Annotated in this window: 21 protein-coding genes and 1 pseudogene; 15 read left to right on the forward strand and 7 right to left on the reverse strand. The window is 57.5% G+C overall.

Annotated features, from left to right (window positions below; all coding sequences use genetic code 11):
• Positions 1–26 precede the first annotated feature (26 nt).
• The 6 genes from CU103_RS26860 (at position 27) to CU103_RS26885 (ending at position 7446) form a co-directional block, all read left to right on the forward strand.
• Positions 27–1067 (forward strand): ABC transporter substrate-binding protein, encoded by a 1041-nt coding sequence (locus tag CU103_RS26860; protein WP_106667097.1) that lies wholly within the window; start codon positions 27–29, stop codon positions 1065–1067.
• Between the two features lie 123 nt (positions 1068–1190).
• Positions 1191–2258, forward strand: a complete 1068-nt coding sequence (locus CU103_RS26865) for an ABC transporter ATP-binding protein (protein WP_106667098.1) — start codon at positions 1191–1193, stop codon at positions 2256–2258.
• A complete protein-coding gene (locus CU103_RS26870) occupies positions 2255–3436 on the forward strand; it encodes an ABC transporter permease (RefSeq protein WP_106667196.1) in 1182 nt (393 codons plus the stop codon). The genes CU103_RS26865 and CU103_RS26870 overlap by 4 nt, the downstream gene beginning before the upstream one ends.
• Positions 3433–4221, forward strand: a complete 789-nt coding sequence (locus CU103_RS26875) for an ABC transporter permease (RefSeq protein ID WP_106667099.1) — start codon at positions 3433–3435, stop codon at positions 4219–4221. Before CU103_RS26870 ends, CU103_RS26875 begins: the two co-directional genes overlap by 4 nt.
• Before the next feature lie 166 nt (positions 4222–4387).
• Entirely contained in the window at positions 4388–5185 is a 798-nt protein-coding gene (locus CU103_RS26880; protein ID WP_170117132.1) for an alpha/beta hydrolase, read from the forward strand.
• A gap of 335 nt (positions 5186–5520) precedes the next feature.
• Positions 5521–7446 (forward strand): LTA synthase family protein, encoded by a 1926-nt coding sequence (locus CU103_RS26885; protein WP_245449020.1) that lies wholly within the window; start codon positions 5521–5523, stop codon positions 7444–7446.
• Positions 7447–7817: 371 nt separating this feature from the next.
• On the opposite strand, the pseudogene CU103_RS32315 reads toward CU103_RS26885, so the two are convergent.
• The 3 genes and pseudogenes from CU103_RS32315 to CU103_RS26900 form a co-directional block, all read right to left on the reverse strand.
• Positions 7818–8063, reverse strand: a pseudogene (locus tag CU103_RS32315) (FCD domain-containing protein); the annotation flags it as partial.
• 79 nt (positions 8064–8142) lie between these two features.
• Complete coding sequence (locus CU103_RS26895) at positions 8143–8508, reverse strand: hypothetical protein (RefSeq protein WP_106667100.1); 366 nt, start codon at positions 8506–8508, stop codon at positions 8143–8145.
• Positions 8505–8801 carry a hypothetical protein gene (locus tag CU103_RS26900; protein ID WP_106667101.1) on the reverse strand — a complete coding sequence of 99 codons (297 nt, stop codon included), beginning with the start codon at positions 8799–8801 and terminating at the stop codon, positions 8505–8507. The genes CU103_RS26895 and CU103_RS26900 overlap by 4 nt, the downstream gene beginning before the upstream one ends.
• Positions 8802–9580: 779 nt before the next feature.
• Between CU103_RS26900 and napE the strand changes: the two genes are divergently transcribed.
• Genes napE through CU103_RS26930 form a run of 6 tightly spaced genes read left to right on the forward strand, consistent with a single transcriptional unit; the run spans position 9581 to position 14200 of the window.
• Positions 9581–9772: a periplasmic nitrate reductase, NapE protein gene (gene napE / locus CU103_RS26905; RefSeq protein WP_106667102.1), complete on the forward strand. Its 192-nt coding sequence runs from the start codon at positions 9581–9583 to the stop codon at positions 9770–9772.
• 11 nt (positions 9773–9783) lie between these two features.
• Entirely contained in the window at positions 9784–10281 is a 498-nt protein-coding gene (napF, locus tag CU103_RS26910; RefSeq protein WP_106667103.1) for a ferredoxin-type protein NapF, read from the forward strand.
• Positions 10274–10558 carry a chaperone NapD gene (locus CU103_RS26915; protein WP_106667104.1) on the forward strand — a complete coding sequence of 95 codons (285 nt, stop codon included), beginning with the start codon at positions 10274–10276 and terminating at the stop codon, positions 10556–10558. Before napF ends, CU103_RS26915 begins: the two co-directional genes overlap by 8 nt.
• The gene (gene napA / locus CU103_RS26920) at positions 10536–13037 is read left to right on the forward strand and encodes a periplasmic nitrate reductase subunit alpha (protein WP_106667105.1); all 2502 of its coding nucleotides are present in this window, start codon (positions 10536–10538) and stop codon (positions 13035–13037) included. Before CU103_RS26915 ends, napA begins: the two co-directional genes overlap by 23 nt.
• Positions 13007–13498, forward strand: coding sequence for a nitrate reductase cytochrome c-type subunit (locus tag CU103_RS26925; protein ID WP_106667106.1), 492 nt, complete (start codon positions 13007–13009; stop codon positions 13496–13498). The genes napA and CU103_RS26925 overlap by 31 nt, the downstream gene beginning before the upstream one ends.
• Positions 13499–13504: 6 nt before the next feature.
• Complete coding sequence (locus tag CU103_RS26930) at positions 13505–14200, forward strand: cytochrome c3 family protein (protein WP_106667107.1); 696 nt, start codon at positions 13505–13507, stop codon at positions 14198–14200.
• Between the two features lie 241 nt (positions 14201–14441).
• Here the strand turns inward: CU103_RS26930 and CU103_RS26935 are convergent, their stop codons facing one another.
• The 3 genes from CU103_RS26935 to CU103_RS31835 form a co-directional block, all read right to left on the reverse strand.
• Positions 14442–15710, reverse strand: a complete 1269-nt coding sequence (locus tag CU103_RS26935) for a type II toxin-antitoxin system HipA family toxin (RefSeq protein ID WP_106667108.1) — start codon at positions 15708–15710, stop codon at positions 14442–14444.
• Positions 15700–16035 (reverse strand): helix-turn-helix domain-containing protein, encoded by a 336-nt coding sequence (locus tag CU103_RS26940; RefSeq protein WP_170117133.1) that lies wholly within the window; start codon positions 16033–16035, stop codon positions 15700–15702. The genes CU103_RS26935 and CU103_RS26940 overlap by 11 nt, the downstream gene beginning before the upstream one ends.
• Before the next feature lie 248 nt (positions 16036–16283).
• Complete coding sequence (locus tag CU103_RS31835; protein ID WP_210203846.1) at positions 16284–16445, reverse strand: hypothetical protein; 162 nt, start codon at positions 16443–16445, stop codon at positions 16284–16286.
• Between the two features lie 95 nt (positions 16446–16540).
• On the opposite strand from CU103_RS31835, the gene CU103_RS26950 reads away from it, so the two are divergent.
• From CU103_RS26950 to CU103_RS26960, 3 genes are all read left to right on the forward strand, one after another.
• Complete coding sequence (locus CU103_RS26950; protein ID WP_245449021.1) at positions 16541–17971, forward strand: NfeD family protein; 1431 nt, start codon at positions 16541–16543, stop codon at positions 17969–17971.
• 245 nt (positions 17972–18216) lie between these two features.
• Positions 18217–18975, forward strand: coding sequence for a slipin family protein (locus CU103_RS26955; protein ID WP_113171621.1), 759 nt, complete (start codon positions 18217–18219; stop codon positions 18973–18975).
• 350 nt (positions 18976–19325) lie between these two features.
• Positions 19326–19628 (forward strand): hypothetical protein, encoded by a 303-nt coding sequence (locus CU103_RS26960; protein WP_106667113.1) that lies wholly within the window; start codon positions 19326–19328, stop codon positions 19626–19628.
• A 244-nt stretch (positions 19629–19872) separates the two neighbouring features.
• On the opposite strand, the gene CU103_RS26965 is transcribed toward CU103_RS26960, so the two are convergent.
• Positions 19873–20499: a hypothetical protein gene (locus tag CU103_RS26965; RefSeq protein ID WP_106667114.1), complete on the reverse strand. Its 627-nt coding sequence runs from the start codon at positions 20497–20499 to the stop codon at positions 19873–19875.
• Positions 20500–21134 lie beyond the last annotated feature (635 nt).

Consider the following 21134-nt stretch of genomic DNA (forward strand, 5'->3'; position numbering starts at 1 on the left):
GTCATAGAAAAACAAGGGGAATGACGATGAAAATTCTGAACGCAGCGTTGATGGCATGCGCGCTGGCCACCATCGGAACAATGACCGCTGAAGCCCGTGATCTGACGGTCGTGTCCTGGGGAGGCAACTACCAGGACGCGCAGCGCAAAATCTACTTCGAACCCTTTGCAAAGCAGAGCGGAAAGCCGGTGCTGGATGAGAGTTGGGACGGCGGCTACGGTGTCCTCCAAGCCAAGGTGAAAGCGGGCATTCCAAACTGGGACGCGGTCCAGGTCGAGGCGGAGGAACTTGCGCTTGGCTGCGCGGATGGCATTTACGAAAAGATCGACTGGGACAAGTTCGGCGGCAAGTCCGCGTTCCTGCCCGCTGCCGTCAGCGATTGCGGCGTCGGCGCGATCGTTTGGTCAACCGGAATTTCCTACGACGGCGACAAGCTCAAGCAAGCGCCGGCCTCTTGGGCCGACTTTTGGGACACGACGAAGATTCCCGGCAAGCGCGGCCTGCGTAAAGGAGCCAAATACGCGCTTGAATTCGCCTTGATGGCAGACGGCGTGGCCGCCGATGAAGTTTACGCGGTTCTTGCCACGCCGGAAGGCGTCGACAGGGCCTTCAAAAAACTCGATGAGCTGAAGCCGAACATTGTCTGGTGGGAGGCCGGAGCCCAGCCGCTGCAATTGCTCTCTTCAGGAGAAGTGGTCATGACGACGGCCTATAACGGACGCATAAGCGGTCTGAACAGGTCCGAAGGCAAGCACTTCGGCTTTGTGTTTCCCGGCAGCGTCTATGCGATCGACAGTTGGGTGATCCTGAAGGACAGTCCGAACAAGGACGCGGCGATGGATTTCCTCGCTTATGCCAGCAAAGCGGACAACCAGTCCAAATTGCCCGAATACATCGCCTACGGACTGACCAACACCGAGGCGGGCAAGCTCGTGCCTGCAAAATTCCAGGCCGAGCTTCCGACCTCGCCGGAAAACCTCAAGGGAGCGATTGCCCTGGATGTCGATTTCTGGACCGACAATTCCGAGGCTCTGACGCAGCGTTTCAATGCCTGGCTCGCGCAGTGACGTTGGTCTGCAAGGGCGCTGAGACATCAGCGCCCTTGCATTCGCCGTCGTGACGGACAGGTTCGCGGCTTGTCGGACCCGTCACCGTTGCGCATTGTTTCATGAGAGCCGAGGTGATCGACATTGAGCAATCCATTCATTCGCTTGGAGGAGGTCAGCAAATCCTTCGGTCTCCTCACCGTTGTTGAGGGATTGAATCTCGAGATCGGCAAGGGGGAGTTCATCAGCCTGCTGGGCCCGTCCGGCTCGGGCAAGACCACGATACTCATGATGCTTGCAGGGTTCGAGAATCCGACAAGCGGCGCAATCTGGGCGGGCGGCAAACGCATTGACAGTTTGCCGCCGCACAGACGCAACATGGGTGTCGTCTTCCAGAATTATGCCCTCTTTCCGCACATGACGGTGTCGGAGAACGTTGCCTTCCCCTTGAAAATGCGCGGCCTCCCGCGTGCGCTCATAAAGGAGCGTGTCGAAAAGGCGCTCGATATGGTGCAGCTTGGTTCACTCGCCGAGCGGCGTCCCTCGCAGCTCTCGGGTGGTCAACAGCAACGGGTTGCCCTGGCGCGTGCCCTGATCTTCGAGCCAGAAGTGGTCTTGATGGACGAACCGCTCGGCGCGCTGGACAAGCAGCTGCGCGAACAGATGCAATTGGACATCCGCGATCTGCATCGACGGCTCGAGCTGACAATCGTCTTTGTGACCCACGACCAGTCGGAGGCGCTGACGATGTCGGATCGCATCGCGATCTTCAATCGCGGAAAAATTGAACAGATCGGCAAACCCTCCGACATCTATGACCATCCAAGCACGCAATTCGTGGCGGAGTTTATCGGTGAGACAAACCTGGTACGAGGCTGCGTACAAACGATCGAAGGCGGTACCGCCCGTGTCCAATTGCCCGGCGGGCAGGTGGTTTTCGTTGCAGCAGCAACGGACCTTCGCCCAAACGGCAGCGTTTGCCTGTCGATAAGGCCCGAGCGAATAAAGGTGGGACGACGTGAGGCTGCGGGCAACAATATTACCGCGGCCATCTTTGATGTCGTCTATCACGGGGATCATTTGCGGCTGCTTGCCCGGAGCGACGGCCAGGGGCTTGTCGTCAAAACCGACCGCAGCCAGCCGACGCTTTCGATTGGCGAGGAAGTGCAACTTTCCTTCCTGCCGTCCGATTGCTGGGTGGTGCGCCCATGAATGCGCCAAGACTGAGCAAACAGGTGATTTCCCTGGTGCTCGTCGCGCCGCTGTTGCTGTTTCTTGTTGTCTTTTTCGCCTTTCCCCTCGTTACGATGATGAAGTCCGCGGTATCCGATCCGGTGGCCGCGCGCGCGCTTCCTGCCACCGCCCGTGCGGTTGCGGGATGGGATCGCGTCAGCCCTCCAACCGAAGCCATGAAGACTGCCTTTGTTGCCGACATACGCCAGATCAATGACGACCAATTGTTTGGGGACCTTGTACGGCGATTGAACAGCGCAAAATCCGGCTTTCGCACGTTAATGACGAAAACACGTGCGGCCGCTTCAAACGCCGCTGGAACCATTGATCTGATCGCTCTGGACAAACGATGGGCTGATCCTTCCTATTGGCAGGCCGTTAGCGTTGCAGCGTCGTCAAGCATTACAGACCGCAACCTTCTGGCAGCGGTTGACCTGCAACGGGACGCGTCCGGTGCAATAACCGCTCTTGCGGCCGATGCTTCGGCGAACAAGACCATCATGCTGCGGACGTTTGTGATGGCTTTGACGGTGACAGTGGCGTGCGTCCTCATCGGACTTCCCTTTGCCATGATCGCAGCTTCGCTCGACGGCTGGAAGCGGCAGTTGTTGCTGGGTGCAGTGCTGTTGCCTTTGTGGACGTCACTCCTGGTGCGGACCGCCGCCTGGTTCATCCTGTTGCAGGACACGGGCCTGATCAATTCGGCCCTGATGCAATTGGGCTTAACGTCCGGCCCCGTGCCGCTGATCTTCAACCGGACCGGCGTCATCATTGCCATGACTCACGTCCTGCTTCCCTTCATGGTGCTTCCCATCTTCAGTGTGCTGATCGGCATCCCGAAGAATCTGATGCCGGCCGCGGCCTCCTTGGGAGCCCATCCCGTGCGGGCATTCTGGGCTGTCTTGCTGCCTCTGTCACTGCGCGGCGTCGTGTCCGGTTCGCTTTTGGTATTCATGAGCGCCCTCGGATACTACATAACGCCCGCGCTGATTGGTGGTGCCAAGGACCAGATGATCAGTTCGGTGATTGCCTACTATGCGACGGGCGCCGCCAACTGGGGCATGGCTGGGGCGCTTGGACTGGTTCTTCTTTCGGCCACGTTGATCCTCTACGCGGTCTATCTGCGGCTCTCGTCAGAACGGGAGGCGCGGGCGTGAACGTGTTGCGTTTTTCCAAACTCGTCTTCGGTTCTGCGACCGTGTTCTTTCTCATAGCACCGCTGATTGCGATCCTGCCGCTCGCCTTCACCGACAGCGTCTTTCTCAATTACCCCATTCCGGGTTATTCGACCCGCTGGTTCGAAGAGCTGTTCACCGCTGGCGTGTGGCAGCGCTCGATCATCAACAGCCTCATCATCGGCTGCGGCACCACCGTGCTCGCCACGGTTCTGGGGACCGTGGGTGCCCTCGGACTTCGCGACAGGCAGCTTTCGCTGGCGCTCGCGACCATCAAGACGATTTTTCTGCTGCCAATGGTGGTGCCGGCGGTGGTGCTCGGCGTCGGCATGCAGCTCATGTTTGCGCGCTACGGTCTGACCAACACCTATCTTGGGGTGATCATCGCCCACACCGTGGTGGCCGTGCCCTTTGTCGTCGTCAACGTCCTGGCCGTCCTGCAGGGGATCGATCGCCGACTGGAGCAGGCCGCAGCCAGCCTCGGCGCAGCACCCGTCACGGTGCTCAAACAAGTCACCTTGCCGCTGGCGCTGCCTGGCATCGTCTCGGGAGCTGTTTTCGCCTTTGCAACGTCGTTGGACGAAGTCGTGCTCACACTGTTTGTGGCCGGCCCAAACCAGCGCACGCTCGCACGGCAAATGTTCTCGACAATTCGGGAAAACATCAGCCCTGCAATCGCGGCCGCAGCCTTCGTTTTCATTGTCGGCACGGTCTTGATTGCGGTCGTTCTGAATTTTTCGCGAGGCACCAAACAGGCGAATGGATAGCCATCGTTGAACTTTCGTGCGGTGAAGTTCTGGCTGCTTTTATTGAAACGCCGTATATCTGAGCCGTTCCAGTTTTCAGGCGCCAAGCCCGCCGTACTCGGGCCGGATCGAGTTGCGGCTGACAAGGTTCTTGACATTTGACTGACCTGCGGGTGGATAGGTTGTCGTGAGCACTACAAAACTCCTGCTGAGCTTGCCGCTGCTGGTGGCTTTTGCCTATGCGTTGCTAGTCGGCCTGGTGTATTTTTCACAGCGCAGCCTCCTTTATCCCGGCGCCAGCCCCACACCTGCTCCACAGCACGCGAGCTGGGGTGAAAACGTTTCCATCAGGACGCCCGACGGAGAGACGCTTCATGCACTCCACGCCCAGGGCGAACCTAGCAGGCCTTCGGTGCTGTTCTTTCTCGGCAATGCTGACCGCGTCAGCAACTACGGCTTCCTCGCAAAGGGGCTGGCCGAGCGCGGCATTGGCCTGCTGGCGATCTCCTATCGCGGCTATCCGGGATCGACCGGCTCGCCGAGCGAGATCGGACTACTGACCGACGGCATTGCTGCGTTCGACTGGCTTTCGGTTCGCTCCCAAGGCGAGATCGTCGTGCTCGGCCAGTCGCTGGGCAGCGGCGTCGCCGTCAACACGGCAGGACAAAGGCCGGCTGTCGCTGTCATCCTTGTGTCGGCCTATCTGTCGGTTCTGTCGCTCGCCCAGACGCATTACCCGTTCTTTCCGGTTGCGCTGCTGATCAAGGACCCTTTTCACTCGGATCTCAAAATTGCGAAGGTGAGGCAACCGAAACTTTTCATCCACGGCCGGCGTGACGACATCATCCCGCTGTCCTCGGGCGAGGCATTATATCGGACCGCTTCGGAGCCAAAGCAGATGCTGATCTACGACGATTCTGGTCACAATGATATTTGGGACGAGCGCATGGTTGCCGATGTCATCGCCTTTGTGGAGGCGCTATAAACCGGCACACATTAAGCTCGCTAGCGCAAATCCCCGGCAGCGGGGTCTTCAGATGCCTTGGATTGCGGCGGATCCGGCTTGCCTTGTGCTGTATCGGTAGCCCTGGGAACTGCCACGCGGCAAAGAATTGCACGTCTCATGACATTTGGCCTTCGCTTGACCCAGCCGAACAACGGGTCACGCTATTGAAAGCCTATGTGACAGCGTCTGTGCATTCGTGATCGGGTTCTTGCCGAAGTGATGGCATTCCTCGTTTTAACATTGGCCACGCTGTTATATGACCATTTGATAACGATTGAGTAACGACCTTCGTCGCCAGCAGCGGGAGACAGCTATTGGCCGAGAGAGTACGGCAGATCAAACTGGAAACGGAGGGCATTGAGCGACCGGAAAAAATCTCCGTCCTGTCGCGCGCGCTCACGCGATCATTGCATGTTGCCGACTATCTTATCGCAACATGCGTGCTGTCAACGATCCTGGTCTTCCTGATTGAAATCATCGCGCGCGCTTCTCTTGTGGACACAATTGCGTTCTTTGAGCAGACAAATCGACCGGCATGGACGACTGTCGGCATCTATGCGAGCATCGTCATTGCTCTTGATGCGGTTTTGGGACGCTCGTACCACGGGCTGCTTTTGATCGCCCCCCTTGCCTTGCTGTTCGCATGGATCGGGCGGCAGAAAGTGCTCTATCTTGGCGACCCGATTTATCCGTCTGATTTTCTCTATTCGCGTCAGCTCGTTGACCTGTTTCCCCTTCTTGCCCGCGAGCGGCCTTGGACGGCAGTTTGTATCGTCATGGCTGCTGTCATCACCCCGCTTCTGCTTGTCGTCCTCTGGCGCAGCTTACGCTGCCGCGCACTGCCTTTGAACGTCAAGGCAAGGCTCTGGCGACTTGGGATCACCATGCCCTTGCTGGCCGTTTTTGTTGCTGCGATGGATCATTCCATGTTTTCCTGGACGCGGGACCGTCTGCGCGTCCTGCCCATCATGTGGGACCAAAAAGAAAACTATGCATATAACGGCTTTACGATGGCTTTCGCGCTCAACGTTCCAATGGCCAATGTTACGGCACCAGAAGGTTATTCGCAGCAGGTAATCGAGGCGATTGGAGCGCCGTCACCTGCGCATTTGACCGCCTCGGATCAGCCCGACATCATCATGATCATGAGCGAATCGTTCTGGGATCCGACCCGGTTGCCCGAAGTGAATTTCAACCGCGATCCCATTCCTGCTGTGCGCGCCAACCAGACTGGTGCGATCTTTTCGCCGGAATTTGGCGGAATGACCGCCAATGTGGAATTCGAGGCGCTTACGGGCTTCTCCAATGCGTTCCTGCCCTATGGCAGCATTCCATACCAGCAATATGTGCGACGGCCATTGCCCTCGCTCGCGGCATTCTTGAAAAGCGCTGGCTATGTGACCAAGGCAATCCATCCTTTTCGCCAATGGTTCTGGAATCGCCGCAACGTTTATGCGGCCCTGGGTTTCGACACCTTCATGTCTGAGGAAAATCTGCCAAAGCTTGCCGAACGCGGCCCGCTTGTTTCCGATCAGGCCCTGACTGAAGAGATCATCAGGCAAGCCGACCAGATAGAACAGCCGTTTTTCTTCTTCGCCGTCACGTTGCAAGGCCATGGCCCCTACGAAGCGAACCGGTACAAGGATCCGTCGATCGATGTGTCGACACCGGCCGGCGAAGCCGCACGCGCGACAATTCGCACCTTCGCCGAAGGTGTATCGGATGCCGATAGCAGCCTCAGGTATTTGATGAATTGGGCCAATAGGCGCAGCCGTCCCACGATTCTCGTTTTCTTTGGCGATCATCTGCCTCCGCTTGGAGAGGCTTACGTCGCAACCGGCTATATGAGAATGCACGTCGCTGATCGGCGGGCGCCACTTTCAGACATGCTCAAACAGCATGAGACGCCTCTGGTCATCTGGTCGAACCGCACCGGGACGGATTTTGGTGTCGGCACGGTCAGCCCCGTATTCCTTCCCCTGCATGTGCTCGAGCTTGCCGGCATTGTTCACCCCTATTACACGGGTTTTCTCGGTTCAGTGCGCGACCACTACAAAGTCATCGACCGGCACATTCTTTGGTCGTCCAACGACGAGGCCAAGGAAAATTGGGCGGCAGCCCCGCATATAAACCCGTGGATTGGAAATTTTCGCCTGCTGCAATACGACATGATGTTCGGCGCACAGCACGGTATGATGAGGTTTTTCCCCGAAATGAATGCACAGCCACCAGCGATGTGAGACGAGGCACGTCGGCTTCTCTTAATGCCGCCATGGAATCGCGATGAAAAAGAGGAGATGCCACAACCAACAATTCCGGAGGGCAGAACCGAACGTCCATAGCACACACCGCGGAATCATTTGGCATTTTCAAACGGGTATCCTCACCTGCCGGTTTTGAACAACCGGCGAATTGGCGTGTCTAACGAGGGGCCGGTTAGACGGCCCTGGCATGTTCGTCTCAACAATGAGGATTGGTTTGGGCGGTGAAGAGCCGACTTTGAGCGACCCTTAGTGGTATCGTGAAGCTCGTAGACTGGATCGCATGCAGGCCATGTTTTGATGCGCGCCCGGTCCCAGCAGCATAAAGGCGACTTATTCAGCAGCCTGTGTCAACCCAATGCGACATCGGTCGTATAGTGCTCCCGCATGAAGTCGATGAAATTGTCACGGAACTGCCGCGTATGGGCATGAGCCAACTCATATGCGCTCAACGTCCTTCGACTTGATGGCTTCAAACATCAACTGGTGCTCATCGGTCAACAGGTACCCATCGTGGGTTCGTTCAGATACTCAAAATGCAGATGCAGCATCCTTTGGCCCTGATTGAGCAGGCGCTCGTAGAAGCTTACAAAATGTAACGCTCCGGGCCGAGCGGCGGAGGCAGACAGCGCGTTAATTACAAGGAGCAAGGTCATGGCCGCGCGCACAACCCCTTCATACGAGGGATTTTTTAGCACGGCAAATCCTGCCTGATGCCCAGGCAATGACTTCTCGGGTGTCATCGGCAAATAGCACCATTGGCCCGATGTCGTAATTTGATATGACCATTCCCTCAACCCAGTCAGCCGGATCACATCGCTGCGCGTTCGTGGTCTCATGTTCTAATAAGCTCACCGGATTGCCGCCTTTTAGTATTCGGCGCGGTTCAGTTTCCATTGCCGGCTCGGCCGCGTATTCCCAGACCAAAGAGAAAGACCCATTGTGAGGCTCGGCCTTCCCCGTGCAGGGCACATTGTGCAGGGGGAGGCCGAGCCTCTGCTGATCCGGAGGGGAGATCAGCACCTGTTCATCGCCATTCAATGCAGGTATCGCGGCGGGTCACATCCGAGGCGAACGCTTGATGGTTGGATGATTGCCGTCGAACCGCTGTTGGTTTTCAGCAAGCTTTGTTCGCGCCTTACAGCCATGCTGGCGAGCCGGCCAAAGTCTCGCTCGCCGCGCTCAAAGAAGAATATGATGGCGCAGGCAACCCGTTCGGCAAGGGGATGAAATTGCGGATCGCGGTCAAGCATGGTGCAGGCCCTGCGATGGGCCAGCTCCAAAATGCGCCACTCAGCCGGGGAATACATGCGATCAAAGCTGGAAACAAACATAGAGTGCTCCTTCCACTCATGTTTGGCGGGAGCACGTTCCATCTCTCAAGCACCAGCAGCCGAATTTTGCCGGCGACCCCGCAACGATGCGCCCGATGTCCGAGTGTGTCAAATTAAATGTCCATTGGAGGACAATTGCCGGAGATCCTTCGATGTCACCGCTACCCCATCGGCAATTCCTCAGCAAAAACGCCAACCATTCGTTGCTACCACACTCACAGCGGCGCGTTGGCCCCAACGACCGCTATCCAAGTGCCGCGAAACCTTGATGTAGCTCTCATCCGGATGCCACTTTGCAGAAGCGCAGCGCTTGCGCAGATCAAAGTGCTCCAACAACCTTGGAAAGAAGTCGATAGCCCGGCGATGCACCAATGGAAGGGTCAAAGCTCAATCCGCGTTCTGCCGCCATTTCTTCCCGATCGACAGGCCAAGCTCGTAAGACCGCAGAATCATGGACCTTCGAAAACGCGGTTCTTGAATAGAACGGATCGCCACGCAATCGTTTGCGCAGAGCAGCCAGTCGATGCTTTCTGATCTGTAGTACGTTGAAATGGGGCTGATGCCTCAATCGACTTGGGGCCAATCCTCGATGTTACGCAATCGCGGAGCTCGGTATGCGGCACGCGACCGGCAATTTACGCTGTTTCGTTACTGTAACGTACTTTCACCGTTGCGTCTCGCGCCGCATAAACGAAGCTAAAGCGGCATTGATCCTCACATCGGATCACGCTGACTTCAGCGGGAATCGAAAGGTTCGGCGCGTTGTGTAAGAGGCGTTGATGTCCAAATTTTCCGGATCCCCCGTATCCAAAGAGACGCGCCGGTCGCGGCGGCGGGCGGAAATCCTTACGTTTCTGGTGCTCGCGTTCGGCATTTGGCCGGTGGTTGCCGTGGGTGTGGTCGGCGGCTACGGCTTCCTTGTCTGGATGCTGCAACTCATTTTCGGGCCGCCGGGCCCTCCCTCTCATTGAGAGGCAGCATAATGGCAAGGAACATTTCCCGACGAGCTTTCTTTGGTGCAGGACAAGTACCCGGGTTGACCCGCATCCTTCCGCCCGGTGCGACGAAGGAAAGTCTGCTCGCCTGCAGCAGCTGCGGCAATTGCGTGGATGCCTGTCCGACCCATATCGTCAGCCTTGTCGGCAATTTGCCGTCCCTCGACTTTTCCGCTGGCCAATGCACCTTCTGCGGTGAGTGCGCGAACGCCTGTCCAGAGCAGGTTTTCCAGAGCGCACTCCAGCATCGCTTCGCGCATATTGCCCTGATAACCGACATCTGTCTGGCCCAAAACAGGGTCGAGTGCCAGTCATGCCGCGACGCCTGTCCCGAGCAGGCGATCCATTTTCGCCCTCAAGCCGGGGGACCTTTTTTTCCTGTGCTCGACAACCAGGTTTGCAACGGATGCGGCGCCTGCATCAACGTCTGTCCCGTGGCTGCAATAAAGGTTCGCGAGCTATCGCAGGAGGCGGCACATGCGTGACAGGGCGGGCACGTACCACATTTCCAGCGCCATCATCATGACGCTCCCTGCCATGCACGAAACCGTGCTCGCACGGCTCCACGCAATGGCGAATGTCGAGGTCCATGCGCACCAGGGCAACAAGATCGTCGCCGTGATCGAGGGCACAAGCACGGGCATTCTCGGCAACTGTCTGTCGCAGATCTCCGCCCTTGACGGGGTCATGGCGGCGAACATGGTTTTCGAGCACGTCGAAACGGAGGAGACGCCAAGCAATGACCAAACTGACGCGGCGTGAAGTTCTCAGGGCGCATGCGGCTGCAGTCGCGGCCGCCACCGCCGGTATCACATTGCCTGCGTTGGCGCAGCCGGTGCCGGGCGGAGTGAGTGCACTCGAAATCAAGTGGTCGAAGGCACCCTGTCGCTTCTGCGGAACAGGCTGTGGCGTCATGGTGGGGGTCAAGGAGGGCCAGGTAGTTGCAACGCATGGCGACATGCAGGCGGAGGTCAATCGCGGTCTGAACTGTATCAAGGGCTATTTCCTCTCGAAGATCATGTATGGCGCGGATCGCCTCACGACGCCGCTGTTACGCAAGAGCGGTGGCGTCTATAGCAAGGATGGTGAGTTCGAGCCCGTTAGCTGGGACGAAGCCTTCGACGTCATGGCACAGCAGTGCAAGAAGGTGCTGAACGAAAAAGGCCCCACAGCTGTGGGAATGTTTGGCTCCGGACAATGGACCATCTTTGAAGGATACGCGGCCACCAAGCTGATGCGGGCCGGCTTCCGCTCCAATAACCTCGACCCGAACGCGCGGCACTGCATGGCCTCTGCAGCCTATGCCTTCATGCGCACGTTCGGCATGGATGAGCCGATGGGCTGTTACGATGATTTCGAGCACGCCGACGCCTTCGTGCTGTGGGGCTCGAACATGGCGGAGATGCATCCGATCCTCTGGACGCGGATCGCCGACCGGCGGCTCGGCCATGAACACGTCAAGGTCGCGGTTCTTTCCACCTTCACCCACCGCAGCATGGATCTTGCCGATGTGCCGATCCTGTTCAAACCGGGAACAGATCTTGCGATCCTTAACTACATTGCCAATCACATTATCCAGACCGGACGGGTAAACGAAGAGTTCGTCAAGCAGCATACGACGTTCATGCGCGGCGTGACCGATATTGGTTACGGCTTGCGCGCCGACAATCCTCTCGAGGTTAAGGCCACCAATGCCGCCGATCCGGCAAAAATGGAGGCAATGGACTTTGCGGAGTTCAAGACTTTCGTCTCGAAGTATACGCTCGAGATGGTGGCGGATCTGACCGGCGCTGATTCAGCGTTCCTGGAAGAGCTTGCCGAGCTCTATGCTGACCCCGGGCGCAAGGTGATGTCGCTTTGGACCATGGGCTTCAATCAGCATGTGCGCGGCGTGTGGGCGAACCAAATGGTCTACAACATCCACCTGCTGACGGGCAAAATTTCCGAGCCGGGCAACAGCCCCTTCTCCTTGACCGGCCAGCCTTCGGCCTGCGGCACGGCACGTGAAGTGGGCACTTTCGCTCACCGCTTGCCCGCGGATATGGTGGTCACCAATCCGGAGCACCGCAAGCATGCCGAGGAGATCTGGCATGTGCCCCACGGCATCATCCCGGATAAGCCCGGCTATCACGCCGTCGAGCAGGACCGGATGCTTAAGGACGGCAAGCTCAATTTCTATTGGGTGCAGGTCAACAACAACGTGCAGGCCGCCCCCAATACCAGCAATGAAACCTATCTGGGTTACCGCAACCCTGATAACTTCATCGTGGTCTCAGACGCCTATCCGACCATCACGGCGATGAGCGCGGATCTCATCCTGCCGGCGGCCATGTGGGTGGAGAAAGAGGGGGCCTATGGCAATGCCGAGCGGCGTACCCATGTCTGGCACCAGCTGGTGCAGGCACCCGGCGAGGCACGCTCGGATCTATGGCAACTGGTCGAGTTCTCAAAACGATTCACGACGGATGAGGTCTGGCCTGCGGAGATCCTGGATGCCAATGCGAATTACCGCGGCAAGACGCTTTACGACGTGCTTTTCAGCAATGGTGTGGTCGACAGTTTCGCCGCGCGTGAAATCAATCCGGATTACGACAACAACGAGGCGAAGGCATTCGGCTTTTACATTCAAAAGGGACTGTTCGAGGAGTATGCAACCTTCGGGCGCGGGCACGGGCACGACCTTGCGCCCTATGATCGCTACCACGAAGAACGCGGACTGCGCTGGCCTGTTGTCAACGGGCAAGAGACAAGATGGCGTTATCGCGAGGGTTATGATCCTTACGTCAAGCAAGGTGAGGGCGTCAAATTCTACGGCCGGCCGGATGGCAGGGCTGTCATTCTCGCCGTCCCCTACGAGCCTCCGGCCGAATCTCCCGACGACGAATTCGATATCTGGCTGGTGACGGGGCGCGTGCTTGAGCACTGGCACTCCGGCTCGATGACCATGCGCGTACCGGAACTCTACAAGGCATTCCCCGGCGCTCTATGTTTCATGAACGCGGATGACGCCCGCAAGCGCGGCATCAACCAGGGGGGCGAGGTCAGAATCATCTCCAGGCGCGGAGAAATCCGCTCCCGTGTCGAAACCCGGGGACGTGATCGCATGCCGGCGGGCGTGATCTTCGTGCCGTGGTTCGATGCCAGCCAGCTCATCAACAAGGTCACCCTGGATGCAACGGATCCCATTTCCAAACAGACGGATTTCAAGAAATGCGCTGTCAAGATTGTCTCGGTCGCATAGCCCTTCGACCACGGTCGGTGCTGATAATTTTTACACTGGCTCTGTTCGTGGCACCCGCTGCCATCGCCCAGATGGTTCCCGCTCTGTCCGGCCCTAACCAGGCGATGGGAGAGATTCCCGCAGCGCCGATGCCAAAATGGATCGTCGATGATATCCGCAAAATGCGCGCTTATCCGGATCAGCCGCCTGTCATCCCGCATTCGATCGAAGGTTATCAGCTGTCCGTGAACACCAACCGCTGCCTGTCGTGCCACAAGCGGGAGTTCACGCAAGGGTCCGGCGCTCCGATGATCAGCGTTACCCACTACATGACCCGCGAAGGCCAGATGCTGGCCGACGTGTCGCCTCGCCGGTATTTCTGCACTGCATGTCATGTGCCACAGGCAGACGTGCGGCCCCTCGTCGACAACAAGTTCAAGGATATGAGCGAGTTGGGCTTTAAACCGGCCGGGAGCGAGTAGCGCGTGATGGAGCGGGTGAAAAAAATCTTGGCCTGGGTTTGGAAAGTCCTCAGCACCCCTGCGGCGACACTGAGCCTCGCATTCCTGACATTGGGAGGTTTCGTCGGCGGTGTCATGTTCTGGGGGGCTTTCAATACCGCTTTGGAACTGACAAACACTGAAGCTTTCTGTACGTCCTGCCATGAAATGAGGGACAATGTTTATCAAGAGCTGACACGCACCATCCATTTCTCAAACCGCTCGGGCGTTCGAGCAACCTGTCCCGATTGCCACGTGCCGCACGAATGGACAGTCAAGATTGCCCGCAAGATGCAGGCCTCGAAAGAGGTGTGGGGAAAGATATTTGGCACAATCAACACCCGCAAAAAATTTCTGGATCACAGACTTGAGCTGGCGCAGCATGAGTGGGCACGCTTGAAGGCCAATGACAGTCTGGAATGCCGCAATTGTCATTCGTCAGTGGCAATGGACCTTTCCAAGCAGACACAGCGAGCCGCCGAAATCCATACGCGTTATCTCCTATCAGGCTCGGCAACCTGCATCGATTGCCATAAAGGCATCGCCCATGAACTTCCCAATATGCAGGGGATTGACCCCGGCTGGAAAATGCCGCCGGAGCTTGAAGGCGAGAAACTGCCCGCTGCGTCTGCCATTGAAGATCTGAAGCGGGCCATTGCTGCCGCGCACAGCAGCATCGACTGACCATTTCGGGCGGGGCCGAGTGACGAAAGCCGCTCCCCTTGTTCTTGCGAGCCAAGGGATGTAACGCAGTTTCGTTGCATCCGATCCTCGAATACCAGGCAAGTTATCGCCTCATGGTCCAGGGGAGACCTTGCACCACGTCCCAATGTTGCGCTGCCAAACCCACCAGAAACGAAAGTTTGGACGCTGAGGCTGCAATGCGTCTTGCCTGCTGATATGACAATAGAGGCCATCGGCTATCTCAGCTCCGCCACTCAAATCCCGGATTGAGCATCGCTGCTCTCACGCTCTCGCAATCGGCAGCTGTTACCCCTGCCTCCCGAAATACCGGGTACCATCTTTGAGCGATGGTCGATTGGATCTCATTAATGATCGCCGCGGCCCTTTGGACATCAAGAGCGAAACGCGGGCTTTGGGACAATAAGTTCTCGCGCGTCGCACTGCGTCCGCCCGTGCCAATTTCCATGGCGAGAAAGCGCTGTTGAGAAAGGACAGGTTTTGGCACGAGGTCGTAGGCCGGGGACAGCCGCCAGCCACCCGCATTCGAGGTGAGCGCGGTGTTGCGCGGATGATCATCATCATTGTTGACCAGGATGTTGAAGGCTATGCGACGGAACAGCTGAATCCGATCTTCGCCTTCGACTTTCCCAAACTGGCGGATGCGGTCAGCCAGACGCAAATAGCTCCAGTTTGACCTGTCGTTCTCCGACCCTTGAAGCACAGTAAGTGCGCTGACCATTCGATGACGCAGCCAGCCGCCGTCCGTCAGATCACGGTCGAACCTTTTCACCAGCAGCACCGGGCGGCCAGCTATCGATATGGTACGGGTGAAGGCGGTTTCTATGCCGCACTCGGCGGCCAATTTCAGCGTCGCGTGTTCAATGTGGACAAGATCATAATTATCGTCGGGCCTGGTGAATTTTGCCAGCCATAGCGCGCCGCCATCTTCCACCACTGCTTTCGGGCGCGCACCGCCCATTGAAGTTCCATGTTGCAAGAGGTGGGCGGCTTGAGCGGTATCGGCATGGTCGGGAAGATCGCGGCCAGCCTGGACGGCATCGGCGGTTGCCATCAGCAGTCCAAGATCCAGTGTCCTGTTGAACTTGCGCAACGGCGCTGGCGGCGTTGGACTCAATCCAAAGCCCAGCGCGCCAATCCGGTCGTCAGGTGAATTCAACAGATAGCCGATTTCAGTCGGCCCTGCGCCGAGTGCCCGGTCAATGATGAACCTGCCCCAATAATCGGGGGAGGCATCGCGGATCGCACCAAACATGCCCTTGTCGCCGACGTGATCAAACCGCTGACGCGCCACGACGTTGATTTCGACCGGATCGAGCGGCACGGCGTTCCGGCGATCGAGGTACGAACGGCCGTAGACGAAACGGCCGACCTCGATACCAGATGTCTCAACAACCGTCTCCAGGCGTCCAGCGACGACCATTTCAGTTGTGCCGGGTAAAGTGATGTACACGAATGTGGTGTTGGCTCGTGGATCGGCCCTAGAAGTCATCGTCCATACCTCCGGTGCCTGTCTTGGCGCGCTGTCTCGATGCTGACGCTTCAAGCGCGATACCCACCCTGTCGTTCAACGGATCGGCGATCAACACCAGGTCCGGCAACAGTCCGTAAACCCACAAGGCCGTAATGAGCACGCCGACCGAGACTGTCGGATCGCCCTTTTCGAGCCGCGAGACTGTTACTCGGTGAACGCCAATGCGCGAAGCGACGTCTTCCAGCTTGAAGTTGCGGCGCAGTCTGGCTGTACGGAGCTGCCGGCCCAGTGTCACTGCAGCATCATGGACTTCTCCGGGCATAATAAGGGCGTTTTTACTCATTTTGTCACCTATAGACGACGCAAGTCCTCCTTGTGTCATTTATAAGTGACATAAACTATGATCGCTTGGCTGTCAATGACTGTCATTTAAAAGTAACCTTATGTAAGATAATGTCATCTATATATGACAAAGGTGCTGCCACGATGTTCGCTGGGAGGCCGCCGTCGCGGTTGGACGTCGTTAGGTTCATGATAGGTGGTGCTCACGCGACGGCATGGGTGGTGTCGATCCTATCGAAACCGCGGCGGTCAACCCAGGCATTCATCGGCGCCAATCAAAACGGGATCGAGCCCCAGCCCCAGATGGTGGTGAAGATCGGGCCATGGCGACAGCTGCAGTTTCCCCAGATGCTCCGATCTCGCGCGCCACCAAGCGTCGGGCGTTTGTCGTTGATGGGCGAGGCGTTTCATATGATCGCATCCACCCCACCCCTTTCCCTTCCATCCATGGGCAAGATACACATGGTAGAAACAATTGCTCTGATGTAAGCTAAACCATGGAACTGATGAGGAAAATCATCGGGAAATGGTTCGGATACAGTCGTGCTGCAGTTTCCGTTTCCATAGCATTGCTCGGCATCCTGTTGTCTGCTCTGCCGAACCATGCACAGGAACCTCAGGCCGTCAAAAGCGCGCTTGTATTACAGCTCGAGGGGATCGTTGGTCCGGCCCTGTCTGATTATATATTGCGCGGCTTGCGAACGGCGGGTGAGCGCAATGCTTCTCTTGTTATTGTGCAAATGGACACCCCGGGCGGTCTGGATACGTCGATGCGCGAAATCATTCGCGGCATTCTCGCCTCGCCGGTGCCCGTGGCCACGTATGTCAGTCCGAGCGGCGCGCGCGCAGCAAGCGCCGGCACCTATATTCTCTACGCCAGCCACATAGCGGCGATGGCACCGGGCACAAATCTTGGCGCTGCGACACCCATCCAGATCAGCGATTTGCCTTTTCCAGGTGGTGACGAGGCAAAAAAGGACAAGGAAGAGGACACCAAGGCCAAGAAACAAGGCGACAACGCCACTGCTCCGCCGACGCCGCACACGCCGATGGAGGCGAAGGCGATCAACGACGCTAGTGCCTATATCCGCTCGCTCGCCGAATTGCGCGGACGCAATGTGGACTGGGCTGAAAAAGCCGTGCGCGAGGCAGCAAGCCTTTCCGCCAGCGCAGCACTGAAGGGAAATGTGATCGATATCCTCGCAACGAATGTTGATGAACTTCTCGTGCAGATCAATGGCCGCAGCGTCAAAGCGGGTGGAAACAATATCACGCTTGATACTAGCGCTATCACGCTTGAGCGGATCCAGCAGGACTGGCGCACTCAACTGCTGATGGTGATCACAAACCCGAATGTTGCTCTGGTCCTGATGATGATCGGCATCTACGGACTTATCTTCGAGTTCATGGCGCCGGGTTCGTATTTTCCAGCAACCATCGGCGCGATCTGCCTGCTGATCGGCTTGTACGCACTCGCTGTGCTTCCCGTGAATTTTGCCGGCCTCGGACTTATCGTTCTTGGCCTTGCGTTGATGGCGTCGGAAGCCTTCATAACATCCTTCGGCGTTCTGGGTATTGGCGGTGTCATAGCTTTCATATCGGGCGCCACGATATTGATTGACACCGACATCCCGGCCTTGCGCATTTCCTGGCCGGTAACCGGCGCGGTTGCCCTTGCCAGTCTGGCGCTTTCGTTGATCGTGATGCGCCTGGTCTTTTCTTCGCAAAAGCGTCCGGTCGTGACGGGCAGCGAGGAGATGGTGAGGGCCCATGGCGAGGTCTTGGACTGGTGTGGAGGCCGCGGGCACGTCCTTGCCCATGGCGAACGGTGGGCAGCAGTATCTGAGGCACCGCTGACAAAGGGACAGCAGGTCCGTATAGCCGATATCAATGGTGTTGTCCTCAAGGTTGAACTCGATCAGCCTGAGAGCAGCTAGGAGCCGCTTTCGACCATAGGATGATTTTGACGGAGCACATTGTGACAAGATCAAGAACACTGTCCGCCGATATAAGACACCGGTCCCGCGCCGTGGCATTTCCGGCCGGTGAATGCCCAATTGTCAGGCAGCTTGGTTCGGTGGAGCACATCAGCCCCACGCGTTTGTGCATGGAATGTCTCGCTTGGCGCGTGACAGAACAGGGCCAATATGGACTGAAAGGGCTCTAAATGGAGGATATTTCAATGCTTATCACCATTATTGTCCCGATCATCATCCTACTGATGCTCTTGGCCGCCGCCATCAAAATATTGCGAGAATATCAGCGCGGCGTGGTGTTCACACTCGGCCGTTTTACCGGCGTTAAGGGGCCGGGGCTGATCATCCTCATCCCCTTTGTCCAGCAAATGATGCGTGTGGATCTGCGGACTGTGGTGCACGATGTGCCGAGCCAGGACGTGATCTCGAAGGACAATGTCTCGGTACGTGTCAACGCGGTGCTTTATTTTCGTGTCATCGACCCCGAGCGGGCGATGATCCAGGTCGAGGACTTCTTGATGGCAACGAGTCAACTGGCCCAGACGACATTACGCTCCGTCCTTGGCAAACACGATCTCGACGAGATGCTGGCCGAGCGCGACAGGCTTAACATTGATATTCAGGAAATTCTTGACGCACAGACTGACGCCTGGGGCATCAAGGTCGCGAATGTCGAGATAAAGCATGTCGATCTCAACGAAACCATGATACGCGCCATTGCCCGTCAAGCCGAGGCCGAACGCGAACGGCGAGCCAAAGTCATCAATGCCGAGGGCGAGCAGCAGGCTGCGCAAAAGCTACTGGAGGCTGCTCATATTCTGGGGCAACGGCCAGAAGCGATGCAGCTACGTTACCTCAGTACGCTGAATGTTATTGCCAATGAGAAAACCTCGACGATCGTATTTCCCTTTCCGATGGAAATTGGCGAGTTCTTCAAGGCAGCGGCGGCAACCCAAGCCAAATAACAGTGCAATAGAAGCGTATTTGCGCAGGAAATTGCCCTGTTGATCAGCCACGACTGATAGATGACCTTTTGTTGCAGGCTGCCTGGATTTTTAAGATGGCTCCAACGCATCCCTCGCAAGTCGAGGAGAACAGACCCAGATTCATCTGCCTGGCCCGGCCGGATCGCGCTGATTTGCCCCTCCTTTCGAACGCAAGCAACGCCACCACCGGGGCGTTGCTTGTGGGGATTTGGCGCCGATTGCCACCGTGTTGATGTGCGTAAATGCAAAGAGGTGTATCATCGAAGCTCACCCGTACTTTCCAAACGATGGAGGTTTCCGTGAGCGACACGGGCTAGGAGACGTGAGCCATGCGACACAAGATCCTTCTCATCGCCTTGCTCTTTGCGGCGCCGGCATTTGCGCATGACGCTCCGTTTGGCTGGGCCTACGGTGCCGAATGTTGCAGCATGAGAGACTGCTGGCAGGAGAAAGATGGCGCCATCGAAGAAACGCGCACCGGCTACCGTGTTGTCCTCACCGGTGAATTGATCGCCTACGGTGACAAGCGCATCAAGCGATCGAAGGATCAATTCTTTCATCGCTGCACAGCTGCCGCAGTTCCCACGGCGAGACAATCGATTTGCCTTTACGTTCCACCGAAATCATTGTGAGTGCCATCAACTTTGTTGGTCTCTCAATTCCCCGGCAGAGCTCAGGATCGAAAATCTCAAATAAAAGGCACGTTCTCAACTGCAACGCGACGCGATTTGTTGCGAGCAGCGGTTCGTGCCGAAATTGCCATAGCCCTAACTGGCTCGTGTCTATCGGCGGCATCGGCATGTCGATTCCCGCAGGCAAGCGGCAAAATGGATTCAGAGACGGGGCGGCGCTGCGTGATCCTGCATCGCCTTTCGATCAGTTTGCTGCGAAGCAGTAGAAAAGACCATCCCCACCGGTACCCTTGAAAGCCTCCTGCGTGCAGCCGCCGCGCGTGGGATGGGAGGAATTCCAGGATTTGGCCTCGGCAGAGTCATCCAGGCCCGTGCGGTCACTGTGGCCGACAATCGCCGCCCCCTCCGCGCCTCCCATCGTCCAGTTGCCGCATGTTTCGGGTGCTGCGGTGCCATCGGCCTTTGACCCGGTCAGAATGTCGTGGCGGTTCGGTGTGTCACCGCGGCCGTTGATGACTTCGCCTTTTTCGTTGAGGGCCGTCTGCTTGGTCAGGTTGTTTTTGTCGCCATGGAGCGAGGCGACATCGTCGGCTATCCTTTCGCCCTTGGCGTTGTACCAAGGTCCCTGGCCGATGCGGTCTTTGGCATTTTCGGCGTCAGTGGAAAGGTAGGCCTTCCACGTCTTGCCCGTCGAGCCGCTGGCCGTGGCGAGCGTGCTGCAATACGCGTCCGCGCTCGCAAGGCCGCCAAGATCTCCGCCCTTTCCAGGATTTGCGCTGGTGACGAAGAAGCTCATGGTGGTTTCCTGGGCGTTGGCCACCACGACCGAACAGGCCAAAGCGGCCGCGACAAGTGCAGGCCAGTGTTTCATAGCGTCTCTCCCTGGTGCAGATCTAACCACCAGATGAGCGTATGGCGGGCAAGGATCGGAGTAAAATCGAAATCTTGTGATGAGATTCTCAGCCAAGGTCCGCCGTCACCGCAGGGGACCATGCAACTGGGGCGCAAAGTTACCTGGCGCGAGCGGACGCAGGCGTATTTGTGAATGCGAGCCTGTTGATGGTGCGAACCTTTGTGGCTGCGCGAGCCACCCACACGCTCCGAGTTTCATCTGATAGGGCTCTGTTCGCCTGGCTGGCAATGCAACAGATAGGACACCTGGGCTGCCATCGGCCCGCAACCTGCTGTGCTGTGTAGTGCCGGTTTTCTGATGGCGGAAAGACGGCGTCTGATCGAGGCACTTGCCCCGTGCCGCGCGAGCGCCGAGGCGAAGCGACCAATCGGCCTATACGGTCGCCCAGTCGCAGCAGAACTGCATCGTGCGGGTGATTGCAACTTACTGCCACCGCACAGCTTTGGCGCCTGTTCTTGGTTTGCACAGAATCGTGAAGGATATTCACTCAACGGTCGACAACGTGCTTGTTGTGGAGCTCCTGCTCGCCTGTATCTCAACATTGTACAAAGTGAATCGGCCTCGCTACGCCGCTGTCTGGCGCTCGACCTCAA

The sequence above is a fragment of the Phyllobacterium sophorae genome, from assembly GCF_003010965.1.
In the GTDB taxonomy this organism is placed as follows: domain Bacteria; phylum Pseudomonadota; class Alphaproteobacteria; order Rhizobiales; family Rhizobiaceae; genus Phyllobacterium; species Phyllobacterium sophorae.